Annotated in this window: 25 protein-coding genes and 3 pseudogenes; 9 read left to right on the top strand and 19 right to left on the bottom strand. The window is 69.6% G+C overall.

Annotation, left to right across the window (positions count from 1 at the left end):
• The first annotated feature begins 74 nt into the window (after positions 1–74).
• Both ACFY2L_RS24260 and ACFY2L_RS24255 read left to right on the top strand, forming a co-directional pair.
• Complete coding sequence (locus ACFY2L_RS24260; RefSeq protein ID WP_390823348.1) at positions 75–779, top strand: type 1 glutamine amidotransferase domain-containing protein; 705 nt, start codon at positions 75–77, stop codon at positions 777–779.
• Positions 780–862: 83 nt separating this feature from the next.
• Positions 863–2,182, top strand: a complete 1,320-nt coding sequence (locus tag ACFY2L_RS24255) for an aldehyde dehydrogenase family protein (RefSeq protein ID WP_390823347.1) — start codon at positions 863–865, stop codon at positions 2,180–2,182.
• Positions 2,183–2,278: 96 nt separating this feature from the next.
• On the opposite strand, the gene ACFY2L_RS24250 is transcribed toward ACFY2L_RS24255, so the two are convergent.
• The 11 genes and pseudogenes from ACFY2L_RS24250 to ACFY2L_RS24200 all read right to left on the bottom strand — a co-directional run bounded on the left by ACFY2L_RS24250 (position 2,279) and on the right by ACFY2L_RS24200 (position 10,603).
• On the bottom strand, positions 2,279–3,121 hold the full coding sequence (locus tag ACFY2L_RS24250; protein ID WP_390823346.1) for an acyl-CoA thioesterase: 843 nt from the start codon (positions 3,119–3,121) through the stop codon (positions 2,279–2,281).
• 20 nt (positions 3,122–3,141) lie between these two features.
• Positions 3,142–3,342, bottom strand: a complete 201-nt coding sequence (locus ACFY2L_RS24245) for a hypothetical protein (protein WP_390823514.1) — start codon at positions 3,340–3,342, stop codon at positions 3,142–3,144.
• Positions 3,343–3,436: 94 nt separating this feature from the next.
• Positions 3,437–3,604, bottom strand: a pseudogene (locus ACFY2L_RS24240) (phosphotransferase family protein); the annotation flags it as partial.
• Positions 3,605–3,619: 15 nt separating this feature from the next.
• Positions 3,620–3,814, bottom strand: coding sequence for a phosphotransferase (locus ACFY2L_RS24235; RefSeq protein WP_390823500.1), 195 nt, complete (start codon positions 3,812–3,814; stop codon positions 3,620–3,622).
• 39 nt (positions 3,815–3,853) lie between these two features.
• On the bottom strand, positions 3,854–4,636 hold the full coding sequence (locus tag ACFY2L_RS24230; protein WP_390823345.1) for an SDR family oxidoreductase: 783 nt from the start codon (positions 4,634–4,636) through the stop codon (positions 3,854–3,856).
• A gap of 1 nt (position 4,637) precedes the next feature.
• On the bottom strand, positions 4,638–5,867 hold the full coding sequence (locus ACFY2L_RS24225; protein WP_390823344.1) for an acyl-CoA dehydrogenase family protein: 1,230 nt from the start codon (positions 5,865–5,867) through the stop codon (positions 4,638–4,640).
• Positions 5,854–6,666 (bottom strand): enoyl-CoA hydratase-related protein, encoded by an 813-nt coding sequence (locus ACFY2L_RS24220; RefSeq protein ID WP_390823343.1) that lies wholly within the window; start codon positions 6,664–6,666, stop codon positions 5,854–5,856. Before ACFY2L_RS24220 ends, ACFY2L_RS24225 begins: the two co-directional genes overlap by 14 nt.
• Positions 6,663–7,481, bottom strand: a complete 819-nt coding sequence (locus ACFY2L_RS24215; protein ID WP_390657441.1) for an SDR family oxidoreductase — start codon at positions 7,479–7,481, stop codon at positions 6,663–6,665. Before ACFY2L_RS24215 ends, ACFY2L_RS24220 begins: the two co-directional genes overlap by 4 nt.
• Positions 7,482–7,699: 218 nt before the next feature.
• The gene (locus tag ACFY2L_RS24210) at positions 7,700–8,392 is read right to left on the bottom strand and encodes a TetR/AcrR family transcriptional regulator (protein WP_390657440.1); all 693 of its coding nucleotides are present in this window, start codon (positions 8,390–8,392) and stop codon (positions 7,700–7,702) included.
• Positions 8,393–8,634: 242 nt separating this feature from the next.
• The gene (locus tag ACFY2L_RS24205) at positions 8,635–9,273 is read right to left on the bottom strand and encodes an HAD family hydrolase (protein WP_390657439.1); all 639 of its coding nucleotides are present in this window, start codon (positions 9,271–9,273) and stop codon (positions 8,635–8,637) included.
• A 1-nt stretch (position 9,274) separates the two neighbouring features.
• Positions 9,275–10,603 carry an acetyl-CoA C-acyltransferase gene (locus tag ACFY2L_RS24200; protein ID WP_390823342.1) on the bottom strand — a complete coding sequence of 443 codons (1,329 nt, stop codon included), beginning with the start codon at positions 10,601–10,603 and terminating at the stop codon, positions 9,275–9,277.
• A gap of 169 nt (positions 10,604–10,772) precedes the next feature.
• Between ACFY2L_RS24200 and ACFY2L_RS24195 the strand changes: the two genes are divergently transcribed.
• On the top strand, positions 10,773–11,612 hold the full coding sequence (locus ACFY2L_RS24195) for an alpha/beta fold hydrolase (RefSeq protein WP_390657437.1): 840 nt from the start codon (positions 10,773–10,775) through the stop codon (positions 11,610–11,612).
• Between the two features lie 72 nt (positions 11,613–11,684).
• On the opposite strand, the gene ACFY2L_RS24190 is transcribed toward ACFY2L_RS24195, so the two are convergent.
• The 5 genes and pseudogenes from ACFY2L_RS24190 to ACFY2L_RS24170 form a co-directional block, all read right to left on the bottom strand.
• Positions 11,685–13,286 carry an MDR family MFS transporter gene (locus ACFY2L_RS24190; protein WP_390823341.1) on the bottom strand — a complete coding sequence of 534 codons (1,602 nt, stop codon included), beginning with the start codon at positions 13,284–13,286 and terminating at the stop codon, positions 11,685–11,687.
• Positions 13,287–13,553: 267 nt separating this feature from the next.
• Positions 13,554–14,879: an acyl-CoA dehydrogenase family protein gene (locus tag ACFY2L_RS24185; protein ID WP_390823340.1), complete on the bottom strand. Its 1,326-nt coding sequence runs from the start codon at positions 14,877–14,879 to the stop codon at positions 13,554–13,556.
• Between the two features lie 101 nt (positions 14,880–14,980).
• Positions 14,981–15,484 carry a flavin reductase family protein gene (locus ACFY2L_RS24180; RefSeq protein WP_390657434.1) on the bottom strand — a complete coding sequence of 168 codons (504 nt, stop codon included), beginning with the start codon at positions 15,482–15,484 and terminating at the stop codon, positions 14,981–14,983.
• Between the two features lie 105 nt (positions 15,485–15,589).
• Entirely contained in the window at positions 15,590–15,970 is a 381-nt protein-coding gene (locus ACFY2L_RS24175; RefSeq protein ID WP_390657433.1) for a hypothetical protein, read from the bottom strand.
• A gap of 418 nt (positions 15,971–16,388) precedes the next feature.
• A pseudogene (locus tag ACFY2L_RS24170) lies at positions 16,389–16,859 on the bottom strand (hypothetical protein); the annotation flags it as partial.
• Between ACFY2L_RS24170 and ACFY2L_RS24165 the strand changes: the two are divergent.
• The 3 genes from ACFY2L_RS24165 to ACFY2L_RS24155 all read left to right on the top strand — a co-directional run bounded on the left by ACFY2L_RS24165 (position 16,798) and on the right by ACFY2L_RS24155 (position 20,242).
• Complete coding sequence (locus ACFY2L_RS24165; RefSeq protein ID WP_390823339.1) at positions 16,798–17,499, top strand: TetR/AcrR family transcriptional regulator; 702 nt, start codon at positions 16,798–16,800, stop codon at positions 17,497–17,499. The pseudogene ACFY2L_RS24170 and the gene ACFY2L_RS24165 overlap by 62 nt on opposite strands.
• A 372-nt stretch (positions 17,500–17,871) precedes the next feature.
• Complete coding sequence (locus ACFY2L_RS24160; RefSeq protein WP_390823338.1) at positions 17,872–19,176, top strand: MFS transporter; 1,305 nt, start codon at positions 17,872–17,874, stop codon at positions 19,174–19,176.
• Between the two features lie 670 nt (positions 19,177–19,846).
• Positions 19,847–20,242: a VOC family protein gene (locus tag ACFY2L_RS24155; RefSeq protein WP_390823337.1), complete on the top strand. Its 396-nt coding sequence runs from the start codon at positions 19,847–19,849 to the stop codon at positions 20,240–20,242.
• On the opposite strand, the pseudogene ACFY2L_RS24150 reads toward ACFY2L_RS24155, so the two are convergent.
• The 3 genes and pseudogenes from ACFY2L_RS24150 to ACFY2L_RS24140 form a co-directional block, all read right to left on the bottom strand.
• A pseudogene (locus ACFY2L_RS24150) lies at positions 20,241–20,357 on the bottom strand (IS5/IS1182 family transposase); the annotation flags it as partial. The gene ACFY2L_RS24155 and the pseudogene ACFY2L_RS24150 overlap by 2 nt on opposite strands.
• A 172-nt stretch (positions 20,358–20,529) precedes the next feature.
• The gene (locus tag ACFY2L_RS24145) at positions 20,530–21,951 is read right to left on the bottom strand and encodes a nitrate/nitrite transporter (RefSeq protein WP_390823336.1); all 1,422 of its coding nucleotides are present in this window, start codon (positions 21,949–21,951) and stop codon (positions 20,530–20,532) included.
• Between the two features lie 731 nt (positions 21,952–22,682).
• The gene (locus ACFY2L_RS24140) at positions 22,683–23,204 is read right to left on the bottom strand and encodes a hypothetical protein (protein WP_390823335.1); all 522 of its coding nucleotides are present in this window, start codon (positions 23,202–23,204) and stop codon (positions 22,683–22,685) included.
• A 213-nt stretch (positions 23,205–23,417) separates the two neighbouring features.
• On the opposite strand from ACFY2L_RS24140, the gene ACFY2L_RS24135 reads away from it, so the two are divergent.
• From ACFY2L_RS24135 to ACFY2L_RS24125, 3 genes are read left to right on the top strand one after another with little or no spacing between them, the layout of a single operon-like run.
• On the top strand, positions 23,418–24,755 hold the full coding sequence (locus ACFY2L_RS24135) for an acyl-CoA dehydrogenase family protein (RefSeq protein ID WP_390657427.1): 1,338 nt from the start codon (positions 23,418–23,420) through the stop codon (positions 24,753–24,755).
• Positions 24,752–25,267 carry a nuclear transport factor 2 family protein gene (locus ACFY2L_RS24130; protein WP_390657426.1) on the top strand — a complete coding sequence of 172 codons (516 nt, stop codon included), beginning with the start codon at positions 24,752–24,754 and terminating at the stop codon, positions 25,265–25,267. Before ACFY2L_RS24135 ends, ACFY2L_RS24130 begins: the two co-directional genes overlap by 4 nt.
• Positions 25,268–25,284: 17 nt before the next feature.
• The gene (locus ACFY2L_RS24125) at positions 25,285–25,920 is read left to right on the top strand and encodes an NADPH-dependent FMN reductase (RefSeq protein ID WP_390657885.1); all 636 of its coding nucleotides are present in this window, start codon (positions 25,285–25,287) and stop codon (positions 25,918–25,920) included.
• Positions 25,921–26,020 lie beyond the last annotated feature (100 nt).

The raw sequence follows: 26,020 nt of genomic DNA, 5'->3' as shown, positions 1-26,020 counted from the left end.
AGCCCACCGCGATCCGCACCACCGGCCCTTACCTCCCACCAGCGCGACCCGCGCATACGTAGAAGGAGACAGTTGTGACCGCAGTTCTGTTCGTCGTCACCGGCGCCGACCACTGGACGCTCGCCGACGGCACCCTGCACCCCACCGGCTACTGGGCGGAGGAACTCGCCACACCACACCGGCTGTTCCGCGAGGCCGGGTTCGACGTCACCATCGCCACACCCGGCGGGGTGGCTCCGACCGTCGACGCCGTCAGCCTGGCCGCCCGGTCCACCGGCGGCGAGGAGCACGCCGACGCGATCGCCGGGTACCTGGCCTCCATCCGCGCCGACTTGGAGAACCCCGTCAAGGTCGAGGAGGTCGACCTCGACGTGTACGCCGCCGTCCTCTACCCCGGTGGACACGGCCCCATGGAGGACCTCGCCGTCAACGCCGACTCCGGTCGCCTGCTCACCACCGCACTGGACTCCGGCAAACCGCTCGGCGTGCTGTGCCACGCCCCTGCGGCCCTGCTCGCCGCCCGGCGCGAGGACGGCGGCTGGCCGTTCGCCGGTTACCGCATGACAGGCTTCACCAACGACGAGGAGGCCGCGGCCGGTTTCGCCGGCAAGGCCAAGTGGCTGGTTCAGGATCGCCTGGTGGAGCTGGGGGCCGACTTCCGCGCCGCCGCTCCCTTCAGCGAGCACGTCGTGGCGGACCGCAATCTGCACACCGGCCAGAATCCCGCCTCCTCCGAGCAACTCGCCCGGCACCTCATCGACGCCCTGAACCGCAGCTGATCCCCCTGCCCGCCGCCGCGCCCGGGCTGCCCCGCGGCACGGCGACAACGGCCTCGTCCACGTACCGCACCTGTGAGGAAACCATGAACAACCCGTCACCCGAGCAGCCCGCCGAACTCGTCACCCGGCTGCGCGCCACCTTCCGCTCCGGCAGGACCAAGCCCGTCGCCTGGCGCACCGAGCAGCTGCACCGGATGCGTACCCTGCTCACCGAACAGGGGGAGACATTCGCCGCGGCGCTCCACGCCGACCTGGGAAAGAGCTCCACCGAGGCCTACCGCACGGAGATCGACTTCGTCGTACGCGAGATCGACCACACCCTGGAGCGTCTGGACGGGTGGCTGCGCCCCGAACCGGCCCCCGTCCCCGCGTTCATCGGCGGGGCGAGTGCCTGGACGCAGTACGACCCCCTGGGCGTCGTCCTGGTCATCGCACCGTGGAACTACCCTGCGCAGCTGCTGCTGGCCCCGGTGGCCGGTGCCCTGGCCGCGGGCAACGCGGTGGTCGCCAAGCCCAGCGAACTGGCCCCGGCCACCTCGGCCGCCCTCGCCCGCCTCGTACCGCGGTACCTCGACACCGACGCGGTCGCCGTGGTCGAAGGCGGGGTCCCGGAGACCACCGCTCTGCTCGAGCAGCGCTTCGACCACATCCTCTACACCGGCAACGGCACGGTCGGCCGCGTCGTGATGGCCGCGGCCGCCCGGCACCTCACGCCCGTCACCCTCGAACTGGGCGGCAAGTCACCGGCGTTCGTGGACCAGGGCACCGACCTGGACATTGTCGCCGCCCGCCTCGCGGCCGGGAAGTTCCTCAACGCCGGGCAGACCTGCGTGGCGCCCGACTACGTCCTCACCGATCCCGAGACCGCGCCTGCTCTGGAAGCCGCCCTGGTCAAGGCCATCGAGGGGCTGTACGGGTCCGACCCAGCCGCCTCCCCCGAGTACGGCCGCATCGTCAACGAACGCCACTTCGACCGGCTGACCGCTCTCCTCGACTCCGGCCGTCCGGCCACCGGCGGCGTGTACGACCGCGCGACGAAGTACATCGCGCCGACCGTTCTGGCCGAGGTGTCCCCGGACGCACCGGTGATGCAGGAGGAGATCTTCGGTCCGATCCTCCCGATCGTCGAGGTGGCCGGGCTCGACGAGGCCATCGGGTTCATCAACGACCGCGACAAGCCGCTGGCGCTGTACGCGTTCACCGCATCGGACACGACCCGGGAGCGGCTCGCCGCCGAAACCTCCTCGGGCGGCCTCGGGTTCGGCCTGCCGCTGGCCCATCTCACCATCTCCGACCTGCCGTTCGGGGGCGTGGGCGAAAGCGGCATGGGCAGCTACCACGGCCGCTACTCCATCGAGACCTTCAGCCACCGCAAGGCCGTCCTCGCCGAGCCCCTCAGCTGATGCACCCCCGGCCGAGCGTGAACACGACGGAAAGTACGGCGAGGGCACCCGACCGTCCCACCCCGGGTCGGCGACAGACGGCGCGGCGGACGACAGCTACAGCTTCCTGTCACCGCCGTCCCGCCGGGGCCGGTCGAAGCGCATGAGTCCTTCCTGCGCGACGGCGGCCACCAGACGCCCGCCCGCGTCGAACAGCCTTCCGCGGGTGAGCGCCCGGCCGTGCTCGGCCGAGGGCGAGACCTGCTCGTACAGCAGCCACTCGTCGGCGCGGAAAGGACGCAGGAACCACAGCGAATGGTCCAACGACGCACCTTGTACGGCGGTCGGGGGGTGCGGCAGCCGCGCGGAACCCAGCAGCGCCATGTCGCTGAGATAGGTCAGCGCACAGGCGTGTACGGCACCGTCGTCCGGCAACGGAGGTCCGTACCGGATCCACACCCGTTGGCAGGCCGGCGTTGCCGGGACGTGGCCGGCCTCGCCCCCGGGCACCCATCGCATCTCCCAGTGGCGCCACTCCGCCGGCCGCGGCATGCCCCAGCCGTTGATGCGGTCGGACTCCGGGATGTCGTCAGGTGCCGGCACCCTCGGCATGGCCACCTGGTGGGAGAACCCTTCGTCCCCCCGATGGAACGACGCCGTCACGGTGAAGATCATCTCCCCCGCCTGGACCGCGGTGACCCGGCGGGTGCAGTAGCTGCCGCCGTCGCGGAGCCGCTCGACCAGATGGTCGGTCGGCTCATGCGGACGGCCGGGCCGCAGGAAGTACCCGTGCAGCAAGTGAGCCGAGTACGACCGGTCCAGGGTGCGCGCCGCGGACATCAGCGCCTGGGCCGCTGTCTGGCCACCGAACGTCCGTGCCCACTCGCTGGGGACCGGGCCGGACCGGAACCGGTCCGGCCCGACCTCGTCGAGGGCCAGGATTTCTGGCAGTCCGGCCATGCTTCGGCTCTCCTCACTCATCACGGCCTGTCGTCGAACCAGCTCATCGCCGCCGACGGTTCAGACACCTGCGTGTCGGCGACTTCGTGGGCCTTCGCCACCAGTGCGTCGATGCGCTCGGCGGTCGGGGTCCCGGACGCGGCCCTGTTCCGCGGTTCGTCCATCGCACGGCGCATGACGCCCGCCGCGATGATCGCTACCTTCCACAGGTCCCATCGCATGCGAGTAGCCCAGCGCCGTCAGGTCGCGTCCCGAGGCCGCCGAGTAGGCCGCCACGAGTTCCTCACGGGGCGGGAAGCCGTCGAGAGCCGTCGCGGCGAGGTCGCCAGGGGTGTCCTCACCCTTGGCCGGCCAGTAGGCGAGCAGGGTGCCCATGTCCGCCGACGGATCCCCCGGCGTGGACAGCTCCCAGTCGAGCACCGCGGTCACCTCCCCGCTGTCGTGGGAGGTGATGACGTTGCGCAGATGGAAGTCGCCGTGCACGAGCGTCAGTTCGCGCTACGCCGCGCGTACGGCTTGTGGCCGGCCAGACCGCATCCTGGCGACGACCTCGCCGTCCACGAACTCCATGAGCAGCAGCGGGACATCGGTCACGGAGGGATCACCGGTCAGCCCGAGCACCCGTGGGGTCGGGACGGCGGTGCCCTCCAGGGCGGTCAGAATCCGCGCCTCGCGGGCCACCTCGCGAACCAGCGGCCCACCGCCGCGGCGTCGATTCCGACGATGTCCGCGCTAGACACCGACGCCGGCCCCCTGCCTGAACGGGAGGGCGTCACCGAGAAGTTGCCCCCCGTCGATCACCATGGTCTGGCCCGTGACCCAACTCGCGGCGTCCGAGACGAGGAAGGCGACCGCGGAGGCGATGTCGGCAGGCTCTCCTATGCGGCCCAGCGCCACCGAGGCGGACACCGCCTGCTCGTGTTCCTTCCACAGCGCCTCGGCCAGCTTCGTGCGCACCACACCCGGTGCCACGGCGTTGACGCGTACCTTCGGCGAGAGTTCCAGGGCCAGCTGCCCGGTGAGATGGATCAGCGCGGCCTTGGAGGCGTTGTACAACCCGATGTTCGCCTCGGAGACCATGCCGCCCACCGACGCGGTGTTGACGACAGCTCCGCCGTGCTCCCCCATCCAGGCCCGGGTGGCCAGACCCGTCCACAGGACCGGCGCCCACAGGTTCACGTCGAAGGTCTTCGCGAACCGACCGTGGTCCTGGTCGATGACCGGCCCGTAGGCCGGGTTGGTCCCCGCGTTGTTGACGAGGATGTCCAGGCTGCCGAAGCGCTCGAGCGTCAGATCCACACAGCGCCTGGCCGCCTCTTCGTCGACCGCGTGCGCACCGACGCCGACCGCTGTGCCCTCGACCTGAGCCGCGGCGGCGTCCGCCGCCTCCTGGGAACGGGAGGTGAGGACGACGTTTCCGCCGGCCGCGGCGAGGGCCCGGGCGATCGCCAGCCCGATACCGCGCGAGGCCCCGGTGACAACGGCGGTCCGACCGGTGAGATCGAGTCCTGTCATCTCAGCTCACCGCCGCCGTCGCCGTGTCGCGGTACTGCCGCAGTTCCTGCCTGGCGATGGCCCGCTTGTGCACCTCGTCCGGACCGTCCGCCAGCCGCAACGTCCGCAGTCCCGCGTACATCATCGCCAAGGGGAAGTCGTCGGTCACTCCCGCTCCCCCGTGCACCTGAATGGCGCGGTCGACGATCTTCAGCGCGATGTTGGGGGCAGCGACCTTGATGGCCGCGATCTCGGTGCGTGCTTCCTTGTTCCCGACCGTGTCCATGAGATACGCGGCCTTGAGCGTGAGCAGGCGGATCATCTCGATGTCGATGCGCGCTTCCGCGATCCAGTCCTGGATGTTGGACCGTTCGGCAACCGGGCTGCCGAAGGTCACCCGTGACTGTGCGCGACGGCACATCAGTTCCAGCGCCCGCTCGGCCGCGCCGATGGCCCGCATGCAGTGGTGGATACGACCGGGGCCGAGCCGGGCCTGGCTGATCGCGAACCCCTCGCCCTCCCCCTTGAGCAGGTCCTTGGCCGGCACCCGGACATTCTCGAAGACGATCTCCGCATGGCCCTCGCGGTCCGCGTACCCGAACACCGGGAGGTTGCGGACCACGGTGACCCCGGGGGCGTCGATCGGGACGACCATCATCGACTGCTGGCGATGCGGGGCCGCCGTGGGGTCGGTCTTGCCCATCACGATGAGCACCTTGCAGTTCTTGTGCATCGCGTTCGAGGCGAACCACTTGCGGCCGTCGAGCACGTAGGCGTCGCCGTCGCGCTCCATCCGCAGCTCGATGTTGGTGGCGTCGGAGCTGGCGACCGCGGGCTCGGTCATCGCGAAGGCCGAGGCCATCGTTCCGTCGAGCAGGGGCTTGAGGTACTTCTCCTTGTGCTCCTCGGTGCCGAACAGCGTGAGCACCTCCATGTTGCCGGTGTCGGGCGCGTTGCAGTTGCACGCCTCGGAGGCGATGTGGCTGCGGCCCATGATCTCCGCCAGCGGCGCGTACTCGAAGTTCGTCAGGCCCGGGCCCCACTCCGGGTGCGGGTGGAAAAGGTTCCACAGCCCGCGCCTGCGCGCCTCCGCCTTGAGCTCCTCGAGGATCGGCGGGTGGAAGTGCGGGTCACCCGAGGCGCGCATCTGCTCGTGGTACACCGCCTCGGCGGGGTAGATGTGCGCATCCATGAACTCGAGCAGATCCGCCCGGTACTTCTCGGCGCGGTCCGACATCTCAAACAGGGACATCCGAACTCCTGACGGGTAGGGAGGGAAAGCGGGGAGGGCGCCTGTCCAGGTGACTGGCCACGCCTTCGACGACATCGGACCCGCGGAACGCCTGGAGCATGAGGCCTTCCGCCCGGGTCACGGAATCGGCGTAGGTGCCGTCCGCGTCGTTGCTCAGTTGGCTCTTGATGGTGGCCATGGAGGCCGGGGAGCAGCGGCTCGCCAGATCGGCTGCGTACGCGACGGCGGCATCCACCACGCCGCCGGTGGGGACCAGGTGGTCGAGGAGTCCGACACGGAAGGCCTCCTCGGCATCCACCATGCGGCTCGACAGCAGCAGGTCCGCCGCCCGGCTGTGCCCCACCAGCCGGGGCAACAGCCAGGAGATCCCGTACTCGGCGATCAGCCCGCGTTGCGCGAATGCCGTGGTGAACCGGGCAGCGGACGAGCCGAAGCGAACGTCGCAGTAGAGCGCCTCCACCATGCCCAGGCCGGCGGCCACTCCGTTGATCGCTCCGATCAGTGGTTTGCGCAGGGTCCGCGGAACGTCCCGCGGACGGCGCCGTGCCCTGTCCGCCTCGGACACCTCGCCGACCGCCCGCAGTCGTTGCAGGTCGGCTCCGGCGCAGAATCCGCGTCCCGCGCCGGTGACCACGACGGCGCGTACGTCCGGGTCGTCCTCGGCGGCGTCGAGCAGCGCGACATAGCGGTCCTCGAGTTCGTCCGTCCAGGCGTTCAGCTTGGCGGGCCGGTTGAACGTGAGCACCTGCACCGGCCCTCGGTGTTCGGCGAGGACGAGGTCGCCCGGCGCGCCGGTCATGCCTGCGCCAGCAGGGAGCTCTGATACCGGCGCATTCCGCGCAGCCACCGGTCGTAGTCCGAGCCCTTGTGCTTGTACATCTCGAGAACGTCCGTGTGCGGCAGGACGAGGAAGCGCTCGTCCTCGACGGCGGCCAGGACGGCGTCGGCGACTTCGGCCGGCTCCAGGACGTCACCGGCGGAGGTGACGGCCCGCGTCGCAGCCCTTCCCAGCGCGTCTCCGGAGTCCTCCCCGGCGAACAGCAGCTTGGTGTTCACCCCCATCGGGCACAGACAGCTGACACGGACCCCGCGATCGCCGTAGGTGACACTCAGCCATTCGGCGAAGGCGACGGCCGCGTGCTTGGTGACGGCGTACGTGGCGGAGCCGATCTGGGTGAGCAGTCCGGCCGCCGAGGCCGTACTGACGAAGTAGCCCTCACCCCGCTCGAGCCACCGCGGTACCAGCAGCCTTGCCGCGCGGATGTGTGCTCGCAGGTTGACGTCGATCGAACGGTCCCAGTCCTGCTCGCTCGCGTCGAGGCCGGGCGCCCCGGCGATGCCCGCGTTCGCGAAGTAGAGATCGACCGGGCCGAAGGCGCTCTCCGCCAGGTCGACCAACCGCTGGATCTGCTCGGTGTCCGACACGTCCGCGCCGGCGCTGACGGTGCTTCCCGGACGGTCGGCGTTGACTCTCTCCGACACCGCCCGCGCGCCGTCCGCGTCGAGGTCCGCGACGACGACCCGGGCACCCTCCCGAGCGAGCCGTGCGACCAGCGCGCTGCCGATGCCTGCGCCACCTCCGGTGACGACGGCGACTCTTTGTGCAACGTTCACAGCGAACCCTCTCGGTGGCGGGCGAGGCTGGGGCAGGGGCCCGAGATCACGGGACCGCGCTCTTGCCGACCTGTATAATTGAATCCGACGTCAAGTTCAATAGCAGGATGCGTGGCGCCCGCGCAGAACGGCTTCCGACCGGCCCCGCGACGGAGGCGAGAAAAAGAAGAGCACCCGGCGGTACCGGGTGCTGTGAGGTGGGCGGTCCAGCCGCTGGATCAGCGGTGGCCGGGGAAGCGGAGGGCGTTCGCCCAGAGCCGCGTGACCGTGGACACGAGCTCCTCGAAGTCCACCGCCGCCCCTTGCCCTTGCCGTTCGCCGAGCACGAAGGCGTTGTAGGCCATGACGCTGACCATGCCCGACAGCGCACGGGAGGCCATCATCGGATCGACCTCGCGGTCTGCGACCCCCCGCGCCTGCAGGTCGGCGATGCCGCGGGCATTGCGGCGGATGAACGCGTCGGCGCGCCGCCCGCGGAACTCACGGAACAGCGGCTCCACTTGGGCAACCTGCTCGAGCAGGCCCATCAGCCTGGCGTTCCGTTTGTACGCCTCGAGATACGCGCGATTGCTCGCCTCGAGCACCGCATAAGGGTCGTCGGTACCCTGCACCCGGCCCATGCCGGGGTGCATCATGTCCTCCTGCGCCTCCAGAAGGACGGCGGCAAGCACCTCTTCCTTGTTGGCGAAGTAGGTGTAGAAGGATCCCGCCGCGCACTGGGCCTCTTTGGTGATGTCGGTCAGGCGGGTGTCGAGGTAGCCGTCCCGTTCGAACACCTTCCGCGCGGCCTTCACCAGAGCGGCCCGGGTCCGCGCTCCGCGCTTCGTCGTGGGCGGCTCGCGAAGGTGCGAGAGGGGCGCCATGGGCGGTGCCTGCTCGCCGTCCAGCTCCTCGGGCGCAGTGGTCTCCATTCCAGGAACTGTACTTGAATCCGACATCACCATCACAAACCGGGAGGGCGCGGGCTCAGGCGGCGGCCGCGTGGCGGCGCACTGGATCGAAAACGCTGGTCATGGGCGGTGCCTTCCGGGATGTGAGCAGGCAAGGGTGCGGGTCGCACCTTCACCGACGGGTTGACTTGGCCCGGCTTCGGCATCAGGTCCTCGGGCGGCGCGGCCGGATGACCGACCTCACTGCGCCCGTCGCCGGATCGTCAGGTGGTGATCCCGAAGCGTTCGGCGAGTTGGCGGCGGGTGTCGGCGGCGTTGGTGTGCAGTACGCCCCCGATTCCGATCCGTGCCGCTCCGTCGAGGTTCTGCCGCAGATCGTCGATCATGACTGCCTCCTCGGGGTCGACGCCGAGGCGTTCGCACGCGATCGCGTAGATCCGCCGGGAGGGCTTGCGGATCCCGACCTCACCGGAGATGACGATCGCATCGGCGACGGCGTCGAGTTCGACGCCGTCGTAGGTTCCGGTGCCGAACGAATTGGACACGAGCGCAACGGGACGGCCCGCGGCGCGGAGATCACCGAGCAGCGCGAGCATGTCCTGGTCGATCGACATTCCCGCCTGCATGCGGGCCGTGAGCCCCTCGGCCACCACGTCGGCACCATGGGCACGGAGCCGTGCGGCGAATCCTCGCTCGAAGGCTTCGGCGTCGATACGGCCGCACTCGTGGTCGGCCAGGAGGGTGCGTGACGCCTCGTCCCGGCCGAGGAGGTCCAGCGGCAGGCGCGGGTCGCCGCCGAGCGAGGCGCCGAAGTCGGTGAAGGCCCGCAGCACACTGGAGGTGATGACGCCGCCGAAGTCCACGAGGACCGCGGTGCGTGCCGTGTCCGTCGCGCTCGACACCTCAGGCGACCTCGAACAGTCCGGCCGCGCCCATTCCGCCGCCGATGCACATCGAAATCACCACATACCGCACCCCCCGGCGCTTGCCCTCGATGAGGGCATGCCCCACAAGCCGGGCACCGGTCATTCCGTACGGATGACCGACCGAGATGGCGCCGCCGTTGACGTTGAACCGCTCCGGGTCGATGCGCAGTTCGTCCCGGCAGTACAGCGCCTGGGAGGCGAACGCCTCGTTGAGTTCCCACAGGCCGATGTCGTCGACGGTGAGGTCGTGCTGCTTCAGCAGCTTCGGAATGGCGAACACCGGCCCGATGCCCATCTCGTCCGGCCCGCAACCGGCGACGGTCATACCCCGGTAGACACCAAGCGGTTCGAGTCCCCGGCGCTCGGCCTCCTTCGACTCCATCAGCACCGACGCCGAGGCCCCGTCCGACAACTGCGAGGAGTTGCCGGCCGTGACACGGGAACGGGCACTCACCCGACCGTCCGGCAGCACCGGCGCCAACCCGGCCAGGCCCTCGAGCGTCGTCGACGCGCGGTTGCCCTCGTCGCGGGTCAGGGTCACGGCCTCGTCCCGGACCTCCCCGGACTGCTTGTCCAGGACCTTCTTGACGCTGTCGAGCGCGACGATCTCCTGGTCGAACCGACCGGCCTCCTGCGCCGCCGCGGTGCGCTGCTGCGACACCAGCGCGAACTCGTCCTGGCGTTCCCGGCTCACGCCGTAGCGTTCGGCGACGATCTCCGCCGTGTGCAGCATGGGCATGTAGATGTCCGGCGCGTGCTCGACCAGCCAGGGATCCGTCATGCGATGGGTGTTCATGTGGTCGTTCTGCACCAAGGAGATCGACTCGACACCGCCGCCGACAGCGACCTGCATTCCGTCCGCGACGATCTGCTTGGCGGCCGTCGCAATGGCCATCAGGCCCGAGGAGCACTGCCGGTCGATGGTCATCCCCGACACGACGTCCGGAAGCCCGGCACGCAGGGCGGCCTGACGCGCGACATTGAAACCCGAGGACCCCTGCTGCACGGCGCAGCCGAAGATCACGTCCTCGACCTCACCCCCCTCGAGCCCGGCGCGCTGCACCGCGTGCGAGAGAGCATGGGCGGCAAGTTCCTGCGCCTGGGTGTCGTTGAACGCGCCGCGGTAGGCCTTCCCGATCGGCGTCCGCGCCGTCGAAACGATGACTGCTTCCCTCATGTCGCCTCGCTGTTTCCTGTTGGTCCGGTTGATCCGGGGGCTTCGGGGCCTGCACTCCGGGCTCTGTGAGCCGGGCTCGCTTGCCGATGGGCGGCGCCGCACGCCGACCGCGGTGCGGAGAGGGCCCAACGACCGTCTCTTCAGGCGATCGATGACATGTCATGGCCCCGGGTGTGCCAAGGGTCGGCCTTCCGACCGGTTATATTTGAATTCGGCGTCAAGTTCAACCAGTGGCGGGTCTTGACAGGCCACCCCCTCCCCTGGAGGGTACCGACCAGTCGGTATGGGAAGGTGAGTCGTGACTCAGCTGGGCATCTCCACAGGTGCAGGTGTGTTCGACGTGATCGCGGCGGGTCCGCCCGAGGGCCGCCCGGTACTGCTCCTGCACGGCTTCCCGCAGACGGCGCTGGCGTGGCAGCGGCAGATCGAGGCGTTGGCCGCGCAGGGCTACCGGGTGGTGGCACCAGACCAGCGCGGGTACTCCCCCGGCGTCCGCCCCCTGCGGCCCGGGGACTATCACATCAGCCTTCTCGTCGACGACGTGGTGGCGATCGGCGAGGCACTGGGCTGGGCGGCGTTCGACCTGGTCGGCCATGACTGGGGAGGCGCGGTGGCCTGGTGGACCGCCCACGCCCACCCCGGCCGCGTGCGCACCCTGACGGTTGTCTCCACCCCGCACCCCGGCGCTCTGGCCACCACCCTGCGCACCGACCGGGATCAGCGCGAACGCTCCCACTACATGATCGACTGGCGTGAGACACCCGCCACCGAGGAACGCATGCTCGCCCACGATGCCCAGGAGCTTCGCGACTTCTTCGCCGGAAGGGTCCCGCGGGACCATGCCGACGCCTACGTGTCGCACCTGTCCCGGCCGGGCGCTCTCACCGCGGCGCTGAACTGGTACCGGGCCGGCCGCCCCGAGGGCGCGATCGGGGTCGTCGACGTGCCCACCCTGTACGTCTGGAGCACGGAGGACAGCGCGTTCGGACGGGCAGCCGCACAGGAGACCGCGCGATGGGTCAATGGGCCGTACCGGTTCGAGACCCTCCAGGGCGTCAGCCACTGGATCCCCGAGGAGGCGCCCGAAACCCTGAGCCGCCTGCTGCTCGAACACCTGCGGGCGCACGGCGGGTACTGAACCCGCAGCGAATGTCCTGTTCGTCGGCTCTCCGAAGAGGTGAACCGATGCAGACTGTGCCCCACGGCCCGGTCACCTCGCCTTCGTCTCCGGTCCTCCGGGCGCTCGCCCCGCTGTCTCCCCGGCCGGTCTGTGGGAGTCGCCACCGGCGAGCCGCTTCTCGGGAAGCACGACGGCCAGCACGACACCGACGAGGAACAGCGGGACCACGTAGCCGAAGACCGGGGTCAGGGCGTGCTGGTAGGCCGCGACCACGGCGTCCTGGACACGGGCCGGCAGGGCGTGAACGAGTGCGGGTGTCAGGGAGTCCGTGTCACCGACCGCCTTGAGGTCGCTCGACGACAGCCGGGTGCTGAGCTGGTCGGTCAGTCGGCTGGTGAAGACTGCGCCGACTGCCGCGGTCCCGACCGTCGCACCGATCTCGCGGTAGAAGTTGTTGGCGGCGGTCGCGGTGCCCACGTCGGCGGGTGGGAAGGCGTTCTGCACGGCCAGGACGAGGGTCTGGGACATGAGGCCGACACCCACGCCCATCAGGAGGAGATACCCGCAGAGCAGCGCGAGCGGGGTGCCCGCCTCGAGCGTGGAGAGCATCAGCGACGTGACGGTGATGACGAGTGAACCGGCGATCGGGTAGATCCTGTAGCGGCCGGTCCGGCTCATCCGCTGACCGACCGGCAGACTCGCGCCCATCAGGCCGACCACCATCGGCAGCAGGAGCCAGCCTGACTGTGCGGCGGTGACGCCATAGACCATCTGCACATACGTCGGCATGTAGCTGACGACCGCGAACATCCCGACACCGATCACGATCATGCCGATGAGGGTGGCGATGTCGAAGACGGGGCTGCGGAACAGGCGCAGCGGGACGATCGGTTCGGCCGCACGGCTCTGCGAGGAGAAGAACAGGATCCAGGATCCCACGCCCGCCCCGGTGAGACCGAGGACCAGCGGGTCGCTCCAGGCGTAGTCGGTGCCGCCCCAGTCCGCGACCAGGACGGTGCAGGCGACGGCCACCGTCATGAGCGTGATGCCGATGTAGTCGATCGTGGCCTTCAGTGCCTTGCGCGGCAGGTGCAGCGCCACGCTGCACACGGCGAGGGCGAGCAGGCCGACCGGCAGGTTGATCCAGAAACACCAGCGCCAGCCGATGCTGTCGGTGAACCAACCGCCGAGCAGCGGGCCGACGACCGATGCCAGGGCGAAGACGACACCGATCGGAGCCATGTACTTCGCGCGCTCGCGGGGCGGCACCAGGTCGGCGACGATCGCCTGCGAGGTGATCATCAGCCCGCCGCCGCCCAGCCCCTGGACGGCCCGGCCGATGATCAGCATCGTCATGTCCTGCGCGGATCCGGCGATCACGGAACCTGCGAGGAAGACGATGATTCCGCCGCTGTAGAGGTTCTTACGGCCGAGCAGGTCACCGATGCGGCCGTAGACGGGCATCACCACGGTGGCGGCCAGAATGTAGGCCGTGGTCACCCAGGCCATATGGGTCATGCCGTGCAGTTCGCCGACGACCGTGGGCAGGGCGGTGCTGACGATGGTCTGGTCGAGTGAAGCCAGCAGCATCACGGCCATCAGGCCGGCGTAGATGAGGCCGAACCGGCTCTGCCCGTCGGAGGAGTGTCGCTTTTCCTCCGGCGAGCGCGCCACAGAGAGGGAGTCACTCATCGGGTTCTCCGGAATGGGGGCGGGCGAGTGGGAGCCGGGGTGGCCCGGTGGCCGACGGCGCATCAGGCGGGGAAGGGTCTGCGGGAGATCCGTGGAGCGCTCGGCACACGTCACGGCCGAGCCCTCGTGCTCCGGGCATCCGTCGCTCGTCGGCACAGCGACCGCGAGATGCCGGAGGTGACGCCGCTGCGGCGTCACCACGAGCGGAAAGCCGGGCACTTGCCCGCGGTCACCGGTGTCGCCGCAGCCCTCACGTGGAGGCGGGGGTCACGCGGGGTGCGGTACCGGGCCCGGGAACCTGCCGTCGGCCGCCTGCGGGGGCATCTTCCCCGGCGGGGGCGAACTGAGGGCGGCCAGCATCGGCAACGGCTCCAGCCCGAAGATGCCCCGACCGTTGATCTCGGCCATCGGGTCGATCCGGAACGCGCCGTGGGTCGCCAGCACGTGCACGTCCCGGACGAAGCGCTGGATCGGGTTGGACAGGCCGACGGTCGAGGAACCGAGTGCCAGCTGCAGCCCGTCGATCACCTGGAGACAGGCGTGGATCTGATGGACGAAGTCCATCGTGATCTCCGGTTCCTCCGACGGGTGGAAGTCCTCACCCGCCAACGCGCGCCGGTCGATCTCGTCGACCTGCCGCTCGATGACCGCCGCGGCCGTGTTGATGACGGCCCTCGCCTTGCCTGCCACGACCTGAGTCGAGGCCATGTCGGCCATGGTCGGATACGGCAGGTTGAACGGCGGCCGCTTGGCGGCCTGCTCGACGAAGGCCTTGAAAGCGCCCTCGGCCATGCCCAGGGCGAGCGCCGCGAACCCCGCCGTGGTGGCGAGCATGGTTCCGATCGAGGAGTGCATGAATCCGAGTCCCTGGTACTTGCCGCGCAGGGTCTCCGTGCGCGCGAGCATGTCCATGGTGTGGATGACCCGGTACTCGGGGACGAACACTTCCTCGTCGGCCCGCACACTGTTGCTCGACGTGGCACTCAGGCCCATGACGTGCCAGTCGTCGACGATCGTGTACTGGTCCTGGGTGAGAAGCCCCATCGCACGACGCCGTTCTCCGGTGTCCGGGTCGTCGTACTCGAATCCGACCGTGGCCCACTTCGCGATCTTGCAGCCACTCCCGAAGGACCACTTCCCCTTCACCATGAAGCCGCCTTCGACCTTGCGGCCGTCGCCGACCTTCGGTGCGAAGACGGTGGCACCGAACATGAGTGGCCCCTGCCAGGTCTCGACGTCGGCGAAGACCTCGTCCTTCACACGGTCGTCGAACGTGAGCGCGGTTCGGGTCGCGCTGGAGACGATCACCGTCCAGCCGGCCGACGCGTCGACGCGTCCGAGCTCACGTACGACCTCCATGGTGTCGCGTGCGCCGGACGCGAACCCGCCCAGCTCCACCGGGAGGGTGATGCGGAACACTCCGATCTCGTGCAGTACGGAGACCGTCCCGGGTGTGAGTGCGCCCTGCAACTCCCCCTCGCGGGCACGTTCGGCCAGGCCGGGCGCCGCCGCGCGCACCGCGTCGCGCATGCGCCGTCCCTCCTCGCTGAGATAGGGCGATTCGGGGAACCTGCTCACTTTGGGCGACGTCATCGTCATCTCAGTTCTCTTTCTTCGGACTTGGGCATCGTCGGGCCGGTCTCGCCGGGGCTCGTCGGGTCCGGCGTCGGCGCCTTCATCAGCGGCTGACCCTGTCAGGCGGGGACAGCCGACCTGTCGCCGTCGTCGAGCCGCCGGAAGCGGCTTCCGTGGAAGACCAGGGGCTCGGCCGAGGGCAGCGTCCACAGGCGGTCGATCTCCAGCAGGGCGATGGTGTGGTCGCCCGCCGGGAGTTCGGCGCGGAGCGCGCAGGTGTACCAGGTGACCGCCCCGGGAAGGACCACCGCTCCTTCTCCGGTCGCCTCCCAGTGCACCTCGGCGAACCGGGTCTCCTCCGCACCTGCCAGCGCGCGGCACACCGCGCCCTGCTGCTCGCCCAGGACGCTCAGACCCAGCCATGGCAGCTGCCTGAGCTTCGGCCAGGTGCGGGACGAGGTCTGAAGGCACACCGAGACGAGGGGCGGAGCGAGCGATACGGAGGTGAAGGAGCTCACCGCCATCCCGACGGGGCGATCGTCCACCATCCCGCACACCGCGATCACCCCGCTCGGGAATCGGCCGAACGCGTCCCGCAGGGCCCGCGCATCCGTCGGTGCCACTGCTGTGGGCTGTGACTCGAGGCCGGAGCCCGGATTCATGAACCCCTGGGACCCGTGCTCATTGATCGACATGGTCGTTCTCTCTTCCTGTGCGGCGGCAGGCCCTCAGCCCACCTGGGGCACGCCGCCGGCGAACATGGGAAACGGTTCGAGTCCGAGGAGCTGGCGGCCGCTCAGCTCGGCCAGCGGGTCGAAGCGGATCGCGCCATGGGTGGCCAGCACGCGCACGTCCCGCGCGAAGCGCTGGATCGGGTTCTTGAGGCTCACCGTGGAGGAACCGAGGGCGAGTTGGAGCTTGTCGATGGCCTCCGCGCACAGCCGCACCGCGTAGACGAGGTCCATCGTGATCTCGGACTCCTCGGCGCCCGTGAAGTCGATCCCGGCCAGGGCGCGGCGGTCCACCTCGTCGGCGTGGCCGAGGACGGTCGCCTCCGCGGCGTTGATCATCGCGCGGGCCGTACCGGCGGCCACCTGGGTCGACGGCATGTCCGCCACGGTGGGGTAGGGCAGGTTGAACGGCTTTGTTGCTGGAGGTGGCCTTCAGGCCCGTGACCTTCCAGTCGTCCAGGATCGTGTACTGCTCGCGGCTCAGCAGCGCCATCCCCCGGCCCGGCCGGCCTTCCGCGTCCTCGTGGGTCACGCCCACGGCCGCCCAGGCCGCGTGCTTGCAGCCGCTGCCGAACGCCCACTTCCCGGAAACCAGCCACCCGCCGTCCGCCCGGCGGGCCGATCCGACGCTCGTGGAGAACACGGAGGCACCGACGACCAGAGGCCCGATCCAGGTGTCGATCTCCTTGAAGACCTCGTCGACGGTCTGCTGGGGGAAGCCGAGGACATTGCGGATGCCGCCGGCCACGAAGACCGTCCAGGCGGCGGATCCGTCGCCTTCGCCGAGCGCCGTGATGACCTCCACGGTGTCTCGCGCCCCGAGAGCACAGCCACCCAGCTCGACGGGCAGGGCGATCTTGAAGACACCCGCTTCGTGGATCGCCCTCAGCGTCTCGGGGGTCAGTGCGCCGAGCACGTCGCCTTCCTGTGCTTCCTCCCGCAGCAGGGGGATGAGAGCGCGTGTCTCGTCCCGGATCCGCCGGCCGCGCTCGCTGAGGTGCGGAGAGGGGCGCCGATCGTCAGCCGTGGTGGCCGACTCGGCTCCGGAAGTGGTCGGAGAGGAAGGCTTGCTCACAGGGCTCCTTGGCGTTGCGACTGCACTGCACCGTTCAGTCCAGTTGAACCGTACGGTAGGGTACAGCGACAGGTCAAGAGAGAGATGTGTACCGGCCCCCACCGGGACCGGGACTCGTGCGAGGAGTGAGATGGCTGAACGGGAGCGCCCCCAGCGCGCGGGCGCAGGCGGGCGGAGCAAGCGGGAATCCATTCTCGACGCGGCCGTCGAGCTGTTCCTCGAACTCGGCTTCGATCAAACCTCGATGGATGCCGTGGCGGCACAGGCCGGCGTCTCGAAGACGACCGTCTACGCCCACTTCGGCGACAAGCTGGAACTGTTCCGTGCGGTGATCGCCCGCGGAGGGTCCTCGCTCGACTTCGACCTGGACCAGACGATGCTCGCCTCCGTCGACGATCCCCAGGAGAGGCTGGCGCGCATCGCCCTGAAGCTCCTCCAGGCCACGACCGCCCCGAACTATCTGGCCTTCATTCGCGTCCTGACGGTCGAGGCGGCCCGCCGCCCCGAGCTGACCGAGACGATGCGGTCCCTCGGCGTACCCCATGTCGTCGATCTGGTGGCCGTGGCGCTCCGCGAGGATGCACGGCAGCGCGGCTACGCCCTTTCCGACGCGGAGGCCTACGCGGGACTGTTCGTGCGCATGACGGCGGCCGGACCGCAGATGGACGCGCTGCTGGATCTGGAGGCCGACCGTGACCCGGCGCGCCTCGAAGCGTACGCCAGATGGACGACGGCCATCTTCCTGCGGGGCCTGAGCGCCGACGACCGGCCGGATGTACCCGACAGTGCGATCAGCCAGGTCTTCCCCTGGCTGTCACGGGCGAACTCCTGACCAACGCACCGGGCGCGGGAGGCGGGACCTTCCGCGCCCCGGCGTTCCCGGGCACTCCCGCGGGACGCCCGAACACCGCACGTTCCGACCTCTCCCGAGCTCCCCTTCCGGGGCGGGGATGGCCACTCGATTCACGCAGGCCCCTTGACCGACGCAGTGCACTGAACCGTACAGTGCATCGCGTCGGAGTGCCGCTCGGCGCTCGACGCCCTCAGCGAGCCACTGGCCACACGAGCCCGCCCCGCCCGCTCAGCCGGCGGCCGCCATCTCCTTGCGCGAGGAAGGACGACGATGTCCCCGCCCCAGCCCCACACGGAATTCGCTCCGCCCGGCCGGCCGGACGCCCCTGCCCCCGCCTCCCTTCGGGAGTCCGTGTCCGCATTGCGTGGCTATCCCACACCGGCCTGGAAAGCAGCGATCGCCTGCGTGCTCGCCATGGTCCTGAGTCCCCCGGCTCTCGTCACAGCCGTCACGTTCCTCATCGACCCGGTCGCCGAGGACTTCGGCTGGTCCCACTCGGAAACGCTGACCATCTTCAACGTCCCCACCGTGGCCGCCCCCTTCGTGCTGCCCCTGGCCGGCCGTCTGGTCGACCGCTGGGGCGCCCGGGCGGTCGCCGTTCCGGGCACCGCCCTCTACGCGCTCTCGACGGCCGCGGTGGCGCTCGTGGGCGCGAACGGCGTCGTACTCACGGCGGTCCTGCTCGTGAGCACGGCTCTGGGATACACCTCCATTCTCGGCGTGGTCTACAAGGTCATTGCGGAGTGGTTCCCCCAGCACCGCGGGCTGGGCTACTCCCTGCTCATCGGCGCGACCTCCAGCCTTGCCGGTGCCGCCCTCTCGCCCCTGAGCCAGCTGTCCATCGACCACTTCGGCTGGAGGACGACGTACCTGCTGACAGGCGGGTGCATCCTGCTGATCGTCTTCCCTGCCCAGTACCTCCTGTTGTACGAGCCCGCATCGGCACCGCTCACCCCTGGGAACGCCGTCCCGCCGAAGGGAAGGGGCCGGCCCGCGCCCAAGGAGTTGCCCGGACTCCCCCTAGGCCGGGCGCTGAAGACCCGGGCCTGGTGGTACACGGTGCTGGTGCTGACCGTGGCGGCGGGTGTGGCGATGAGTGTGCGCCTGAACGCCGTGGCACTCTTCGGCGAGCAGGGCTATTCCGCCACCGAGGTGTCCCTGTCGGTGTCGGCCATGCTGGTGACATCCGTCGCCGGGCAGATCCTCGCGGGCCTGGTCCTCGACCGGTCCCGCACCCCTCGTGCCTTCGTGCCGTTCATGGTGTGCCTGGTGCTCGGCATGGTCATGGTCTTCGCCGCCACGGGAGGCATGTGGGCCCTGTTCCTCACCATGGCCCTGCTTGGAATCGTGGTCGGCGCCGAGTCCACGACCGGACCGTACCTGGTGGGGCGCTACTTCGGTATGCGGGCCTTCGCCCAGATCCAGGGCATCACGCTGGGCATCGTCAGCCTCGTCGGCATCGGAATCTTCCCGGTGCTGGCACAGGGACTGGCGGAGAGCACAGGTGGATACACCGCGACGCTCGTCGCCCTCACCGCCGGAGGCCTGATCGTCCTCGCCCTGTCGCTCTTCCTGCCGCGCTACCCGAGCCCCGCCCAGAGCCCGGCCGCCGGCGAGCCGGAACCCAGCGGCGCCAGTGAGCGCATAGGCAACTAGGGGGTGTTTCGAAAGTCCTGCGCGGGTGCCGTGCGGGACTTTCGAAACACCCCCTGGTCATCGAGCTCGGACCCGGGTTGTCGTCGGTGTGGCGTCAGCCCGGGTCCGGCGCGACATCCGTCGACGAGGTGTTGCGGCGGCGCCGGACAGCCATCCGCGCCACGGCGAGGACCAGATGCCCTCGACCGGACGGAGATCCGGTGCACGGGACGGCAGCCGGTAGACCGTCAGCCGGCCCCACATGGCGGTGAACAGCTCGTTCTCGATGGCGAGTTGGGCGTCGAGCGTCCCAGACGAGCACGATCGGGCGGCCGCGTTCCCGGTGCGCGGTGATCAACGGGTCGCGGTAGGTTCAGGCAAAGCTCTTGCGGCCCTCGGTCACACCGTCGCGCTTGAGGAGGGCACGGGGGGGGCGAGCCGTGGATCCCGCCGGAGTCGGTGTGGATCTGCCCGATCGTCGCGCGCTCGAGCTGAGCGTTCTCCTTGCGCAGCGCGGCGGGCTCGGCGCGTTCCCAGGTTGTCCGCCGGTCGTCACGCACACCGGCCGGATGCCGCATGCGCGCGCGGCTCCTCCGGATCAAGCCCGTTTGATCTCCCTGGCCGAGAAGTTCTCGGAACTGTCGGGCGGGCGACCTAGGCTGAGCCCCCGTCCGCACGATCGGGGAGAAGCATGACAAGCAGGTTCACCGAGTTGACCGTTGACTGCCATGATCCGGAGAGGCTCGCGGCCTTCTGGTGCGAGGTCCTGGACTTCAAGGTGCTCGACCGGAGCGAGGGCAAGGTCGAGATCGGCTCCTGGGCGCCGACCGTCGAGGAGGTCCGGGCCCGCCAGATGCCGCCCACCCTGGTGTTCATCCGTGTGCCCGAGGGCAAGACCGTCAAGAACCGGCTCCACCTCGACGTCAGCCCGATCGACGGCAGCACCGAGGAAGAGGTGACCCGATTGCTCGGTCTCGGCGCCGTGAAGGTGGACGTGGGCCAGGGCCCAGACCGGACCTGGGTGGTCATGGCTGACCCCGAGGGCAACGAGTTCGACGTCCTGCGCACCCTGGCACCGCAGGACTAGGTGTGGTCCTCGGCCGGCCGATCGGGCGGGGCACTCGTAACCGGGTCATGACCTCGGGGAATGCGGGTGCGTCACCTGCCCGGCCGGGCGTGACGACGTGGCAGCGGCCGTCGGCGGTCCGCAGCCGGTCGTGAGCACCCTTCCACGACACACGACACGCATCCACCAACGATCGGATGATCCGAAGAAAACGGCTTGGCGGCTTGGCGTGCCCCAGGGTCAGGGCCGCCAAGACCGCTTGCCGGATCGGCGTGAAACGACTGCTCCCCTCCGCGCGGGCGGCGGGGCTATGAGGCGACCGTCGGCTGACGGGGCACATCGTCCTCGGCGGGCGTCTGCATCACCCACGGCCGCGGGTACTTCGGAAGCAGTGCGGCGAGAACGACCCCGATCCCGGTGAGCCCGACGAGCATCAGGAGGGGAGGGGTGTAGCTGCCGGAACTCGCCTGGATCGCACTCACGGCGTAGGGCGCCAGCGCCAGAGCCGAGCCCGTGATCGCGAGGGTCAGACCTTGCATCGATCCGAACGACTTCAGCCCGAGGTACTTGGCGATCAATGCCGGGCCGAGGGCCGATTCCGCGCCCGTCGCGAAGCCGAGGAGTGCCATGGCGACGTAGAAGAGCGCAAGAGAGCCGCCGTTGATGAGCGCGAGCGCCAGACCGACCGGCACCGTCGCGATGAGCACCGCCACGATCCACGGATGGCGCGCTCGGTCGAGGACGGTTCCGGCGACGAGCAGCCCGACGACCGACGCGCTGAAGAGCACGGAGAGTCCGAGCGACACAGTCGCGGCGTCGATGCCGCTCTGGCCGAAGAGGTCCACGGCGTTCTGGCGTACCGAGACCGGTCCGGTGGAAACGAACGTGAGGAGCAGCACGATGAAGATCCAGGCGCGGGTTCGAACAGCCCGCCGGAACGGCACACCGGGCAGATCGGCCTCCAGGAGCTTCGGGCCGGCAGGAACAGTGACCTTTGGTTCGGAGATGAGCCAGAGGACGGCCGGGATGCCTATGACGGCGATCGCTGTCGCGACCACGTAGTACACGCCGTCCCAGCCGAGTCCCGTGAACACCCCGGGGTCGGCCGCCGAGACCGGCGGTTTGCCGCTCGGCGGCGCCGTGGAAGGGGATCCTCCCGAGGGAACCGCCGGGGCGTCGCCGTTGACGAGCCACTGGAACACCGGGGAGAGAACGGCGCCGGCCAGACTCGACGTCACCCCGACGAATCCGAACCCGATCCCGCGGTGCTCGGGAAACCACGTCGAGATGACCTTGAAGACGACCCCGAGGCTAGCGGCGAATCCACAGATCGCCGCAAGAATGAGGAGTGTTTCCAGCAGCCAGGTCCTCCCCGCGGCAAGCGGGACGGCCGCGGTGGTGATCGCGTAAAGGATCACCGCTGGAATCGCAACGCGCCGAGCTCCTTGCCGGTCCACCCAGCGTCCGACGACCGGCAGGAGCAGTGGGCCGATGACGAGCGGCACGGTGACGAAGAGAAGGATCGCGTCCGACGGCGTCGTGCCGGTCTTCATCGCGTACGCCGGCGCGACATACGGAGTGAGTGCTGAGAGGGCGGAGGGGCTGATGGCGACGAGCAGCAGACTGCCCATGAGTGCGGCCTTGGCCTGACGGGGGGCCTTCACGAAGTCGGCGACGTACTGTTTCCAGCTGTTCTTCGGCGGAGCGCCGTCGCGCGTCGGTGTCGTCACGGACGGGTCCGGCGTGGGGGGAGACCCCGGCGTTTCCGATGGATTCGTCGTTGGAGACATCGGAACTCCTTGAACTCGGTAGAAGCGGGCGTCGGCTGTGACGACCGCGCTATTCAGTTGTGGGCGCTGGTGATCAGGGGGCACCGCAGCGGGACCGGGCGCGGTGTTTCCCATCGGTGATGGGCTCGAGAGCGACTGGACTGTACCGTCCAGTGCGAGCTGGACGGTACGGGGAGGGTTCCGGCCACGTCAAGAGGGTGAATGAGCGGGCCGTCAGTACGAGCGGGACGACCGGGGAGCCCTCGCGCAGGACTGCGCCCGCACCCGCTTCGGCCACGTCACGACCGGCGAATCGACCGCCAGGCACGGACGCCGGCCATCTGTCCTGCGCGAGGCACCAGGAGTCAGACGAAGTCCCCGACCACGGAGGCCAGTTGGGTCATCTCGGGGCACGCATTCATCGAGGGCGTCACTGACGGCTTCGGACTGACCACGTACGAAGCCGTCAGCCGCTACGCGCGCCGTGGCGAAGGACTCCCGGAGCGCCCGGAGCCGTGCCGCCGCATTCAGCGGGAAGCGTGGGCTCGACGACACCCGCGTCTCGCTCACGACCGAGCGTCTCCGGCGCGAGGGCTCCGACCGTTCTTGATTCCGGTCACGCGCGAACCGTTGAGCGCGTCTCCATCGTTCGCCGGTATCCGGGCGGGGGGTTGCCGGGACCTGTGTACGCGCTACTCCGGCGCCGGCCCGGCGTCATGGCCGCCCTTCTTGTACGCGCCCCAGTGCTCGGCCAGCTTCCCGTCCCGGATCCGGAAGACGGTGGGAATGAACCAGTCGTACGTCGCGCCGGGGGCCGTCGGATCGGGCCACGGCTTCTGCATCAGCAGACAGACGAGGTCGCCTTCGACGATCAACGCGACGGGAGGGGGTGGCGCGTCCCCGGTCAAGGGGATCTTGCGGAATCCGTCCGCCAGGAACGCACGCCCGTTGCCGGGCACGTTCGGATCGTTCTGGATGTAGTCGTCGACGATGAACTTCTCGAGGATGCCGTCGACCTGTTCGTCGACCCGGCCGCTCAGCATCATCCGGGCGAGAGCCGCTTCGAACTCGATGACCAGGCGCTTCATCGCGGTCACCTCGGCTGTCGGCGACTCCGACAGCGCGTCGACGAAGTCATCGCGGTGCATCCACGCCTCGAAGAAGGCGGGGTCATGGATCTGCGCGACCCCGCCCACGATCGTGTACTCCTGCAACGTTCCCTCCGGGAGTCGGTCTTCGCATTCATTCCGTACTGTACGGTCCAGTGCAGTCAATACGTGCGATTCGGCGTTGTCAACGACCTGGAGCGGTTCGGTCCGACCGCCCCGCCGCCACACCACTCCGGCGGGGTCGATCGCCTTGACAGGCGTACTGAACTGCACAGTACAGTTCATTTAATTCGCCGTCCTACTCAGCAAGGAGAGTCCATGTCTCAGCCCACTGCCCACAGGGAGCCGCCGATGCCTCCGCCTGGCCCGCTCCCCGAGTTCGGGGCAGTCGAGTCGCAGTGGCTCACCGACGCCGGGCGCGAGCTGCGCGACCGCATTCGCGAACTCAAGCCGCTGATCAGGGAACAGGCGCGCGAAGGGGAGCGGATCGGGGCGCTGACCCCCGACGTGCTGAAAGCGCTCGACGGGGCCGGCATCTACCGCATGACGATGCCGATCGAGTGGGGCGGCACCGCTCTGGGCGCGCGGGACCTGGTCGAGGTCGTCGCGGCGCTCGGTGAGGGTGACGGTTCGGCGGCCTGGAGCGCCTTCGTCGGTGTCGGGCTGCGCAACTTCCTCGGGCTCCAGCCGGAGCTGGTCGAGGAGATCCGCAAGGACGTGGAGGGCTGGGTGGGTCCGGCCCTCGTCGGCGCCTCGGTGTTCGCGACGACGGTCGGGGACGCTCGCAAGGTCGACGGCGGATGGATGGTCAGCGGCCGGTGGGCCTTCGGCAGCGGCTGCAAGCACGCCCGCTGGGCGATGGTGGGAGTCGCCTTCGACCCCGCGGAAGCCGGCGGCACCGGCCGCGGCGTGGTGGTGCTGGAGCGGGAGCAGTTCGAGATCCTCGACGACTGGCACGTCATGGGGCTCTCCGGAACGTCCAGCAACAGCCTGCGGGTCACCGAGGAGATCTTCGTCCCCGACTACCGCTTCCTCGACCTCGCCGAGTTTCCGCCGCGGCTCGACCGGATCCGGCACCACTACAGCGGCGCCGCCTTCAGGCAGAGCGGCCGGGCGCTGTTGATGACCGTGGCGCTCAGCAGCACCGCGATCACGCTGGGCATGGCACGCGGCGCGCTGTCCTGTTTCGCCGAACAGGCGATGCGGCGCAAGCCGTTCACCCTGCCCTACCCGAGCGTCGCCGAGATGGCCTCCGCGCAGGTGGCGGCCGGGCGCGCGCAGGCGATGATCGTCCTGGCCGGGTCGACGATCGAACGCTTCGCGGACCAGGTGGACGCACGGACCGACGCCGGTCTCGAGTTCACCGACGAGGAGGAGTCCGAGATCAGCCTCGCGCTCGCCTACGCGGCGAACCTCTGCGAGGACGCCATCAATCTGCTGCAGAAGACGCTCGGTTCCTCGACCGTCTCGCTGTCCAACCCGATCCAGCGCTTCGTCCGCGACGCACGCGTGGTCACCTCGCACGGAGCCATCCGCGTCGACCCGCTCGCCGAGCAGAACGGCCGACGCCTCCTCGGGATCGAACCGTTCCCCATGGTCGGCGCCGCCGTGCCGCAGCGTGGCGTGGCCGCCCCCGAGAAGGAGCCCGCGCGATGAGCGATTTCAGCATCGTGGACGGTATCGCCGAATTCCACACCCCCGAGCTCTACCAAACATGGCTGGACCGCCCCGACTACATCGACGCGGTCGCGGCGTCTCCCGACCCGGACGTGGCCGCGACCAAGCGGATCGTGATCGAATTCGTGGCCGAGCTGGCCCGGATGATCCGCGACGACGCCGTCGAGGAGCGCATCCGCGACATCATGAAGCGCCGCGTCACCGAGGACTTCGTCCAGCACGACCCGAACGCCCCCGGAAACGGTCGCGAGCAGCTGATCGAACACCTCCGTCACGCGCCGATCGACGGAGGGCCGCCACCCGCCGTGGTCAACATCATCGCCGAGGGTGAGCTCGCGAGCGTGATGACGCGGCAGCCCACCCCGGACCCGCTGATCCCCGGCAGCACCTACGACTGGTACAGCCTCGCCGTCTTCCGCCTCAGCGACGGCCGGTTGTCCGAGCACTGGGGCCCCTTCAAGAAGCTGGCGCCCGGAAAGGGACCGATGTGAGCGGCACGGACAACACCATGAAACTCCAGGTCATCGTGGGCAGCACCAGGCCGGGCCGGCTGGCGCGGCCGATCGCCGAATGGGCTGCCGAGGCGGCCGAGAAGCACGGCGGCTTCGAGGTGGAGCTGGTCGATCTCGCCGACTACGACCTCCCGCTGCTCGACGAGCCCGGTCCTCCCCGGATGGGCCGCTACGAGCACGAGCACACCCGGCGCTGGAGCGCGAAGATCAAGGAGGCGGACGCCTTCGTCTTCGTGACCCCGGAGTACAACTACGGCCCCTCGGTGAGTCTGCTGAACGCCGTGGACTACCTCCACAACGAGTGGCTGTACGCGCCGGTCGGCTTCGTCAGCTACGGCGGCATCGCCGCCGGCCTGCGCTCCGTGCAGGTGATGAAACAGATCGTCACGACCCTGCGCATGATGCCGATCCCGGAAGGGGTCTCGGTCCCCTTCGTCATGCAGCACGTCGAAGGCGGGGTGTTCACCCCGCCGCCGCCCGCCGAAGGATCCGTCGCGCCCATGCTCACGGAACTCGCTCGCTGGGCGGCGGTGCTCCGCCCGCTGCGGACGGCTCCGCCGCCTCCCCCGCCGCCGCTGCCCGGCCCCCCGGCGGTTCCTTCCGGCTCGGCACCGTCTCCCGGCCCCCGGTAGACGCTTCCTGACCGAGGGGACGCGGCGTGGCCGGCGTGGTGTCGTCCACCGCCCAGTCGCCACGGCGAGACTCGTGGCCCGGTCCCTCTGGTGCCCGCAC

The organism is Streptomyces sp. NPDC001381 (assembly GCF_042895685.1).
GTDB lineage: Bacteria > Actinomycetota > Actinomycetes > Streptomycetales > Streptomycetaceae > Streptomyces.
The sequence above is the reverse complement of the archived record's forward strand: the minus strand, read 5'-3'. Positions and strand labels throughout refer to the sequence as shown.

Excerpts from the sequence above, each read along its gene's own strand:
- ACFY2L_RS24155 (WP_390823337.1), top strand. The coding sequence starts at position 19,847 with ATGACAAGCAGGTTCACCGAGTTGACCGTTGACTGCCATGATCCGGAG.
- ACFY2L_RS24165 (WP_390823339.1), top strand. The coding sequence starts at position 16,798 with ATGGCTGAACGGGAGCGCCCCCAGCGCGCGGGCGCAGGCGGGCGGAGC.
- ACFY2L_RS24135 (WP_390657427.1), top strand. The coding sequence starts at position 23,418 with ATGTCTCAGCCCACTGCCCACAGGGAGCCGCCGATGCCTCCGCCTGGC.
- ACFY2L_RS24220 (WP_390823343.1), bottom strand. The coding sequence starts at position 6,666 with ATGACCGGCGCGCCGGGCGACCTCGTCCTCGCCGAACACCGAGGGCCG.
- ACFY2L_RS24130 (WP_390657426.1), top strand. The coding sequence starts at position 24,752 with ATGAGCGATTTCAGCATCGTGGACGGTATCGCCGAATTCCACACCCCC.
- ACFY2L_RS24225 (WP_390823344.1), bottom strand. The coding sequence starts at position 5,867 with ATGTCCCTGTTTGAGATGTCGGACCGCGCCGAGAAGTACCGGGCGGAT.
- ACFY2L_RS24250 (WP_390823346.1), bottom strand. The coding sequence starts at position 3,121 with ATGGCCGGACTGCCAGAAATCCTGGCCCTCGACGAGGTCGGGCCGGAC.
- ACFY2L_RS24185 (WP_390823340.1), bottom strand. The coding sequence starts at position 14,879 with ATGACGTCGCCCAAAGTGAGCAGGTTCCCCGAATCGCCCTATCTCAGC.
- ACFY2L_RS24125 (WP_390657885.1), top strand. The coding sequence starts at position 25,285 with ATGAAACTCCAGGTCATCGTGGGCAGCACCAGGCCGGGCCGGCTGGCG.
- ACFY2L_RS24190 (WP_390823341.1), bottom strand. The coding sequence starts at position 13,286 with ATGAGTGACTCCCTCTCTGTGGCGCGCTCGCCGGAGGAAAAGCGACAC.
- ACFY2L_RS24245 (WP_390823514.1), bottom strand. The coding sequence starts at position 3,342 with ATGCGATGGGACCTGTGGAAGGTAGCGATCATCGCGGCGGGCGTCATG.
- ACFY2L_RS24175 (WP_390657433.1), bottom strand. The coding sequence starts at position 15,970 with ATGCCGTCGACCCAGGTGGCCGCCGGTACGGCCCGCGCGATGATCAAC.
- ACFY2L_RS24210 (WP_390657440.1), bottom strand. The coding sequence starts at position 8,392 with ATGGAGACCACTGCGCCCGAGGAGCTGGACGGCGAGCAGGCACCGCCC.
- ACFY2L_RS24230 (WP_390823345.1), bottom strand. The coding sequence starts at position 4,636 with ATGACAGGACTCGATCTCACCGGTCGGACCGCCGTTGTCACCGGGGCC.
- ACFY2L_RS24255 (WP_390823347.1), top strand. The coding sequence starts at position 863 with ATGAACAACCCGTCACCCGAGCAGCCCGCCGAACTCGTCACCCGGCTG.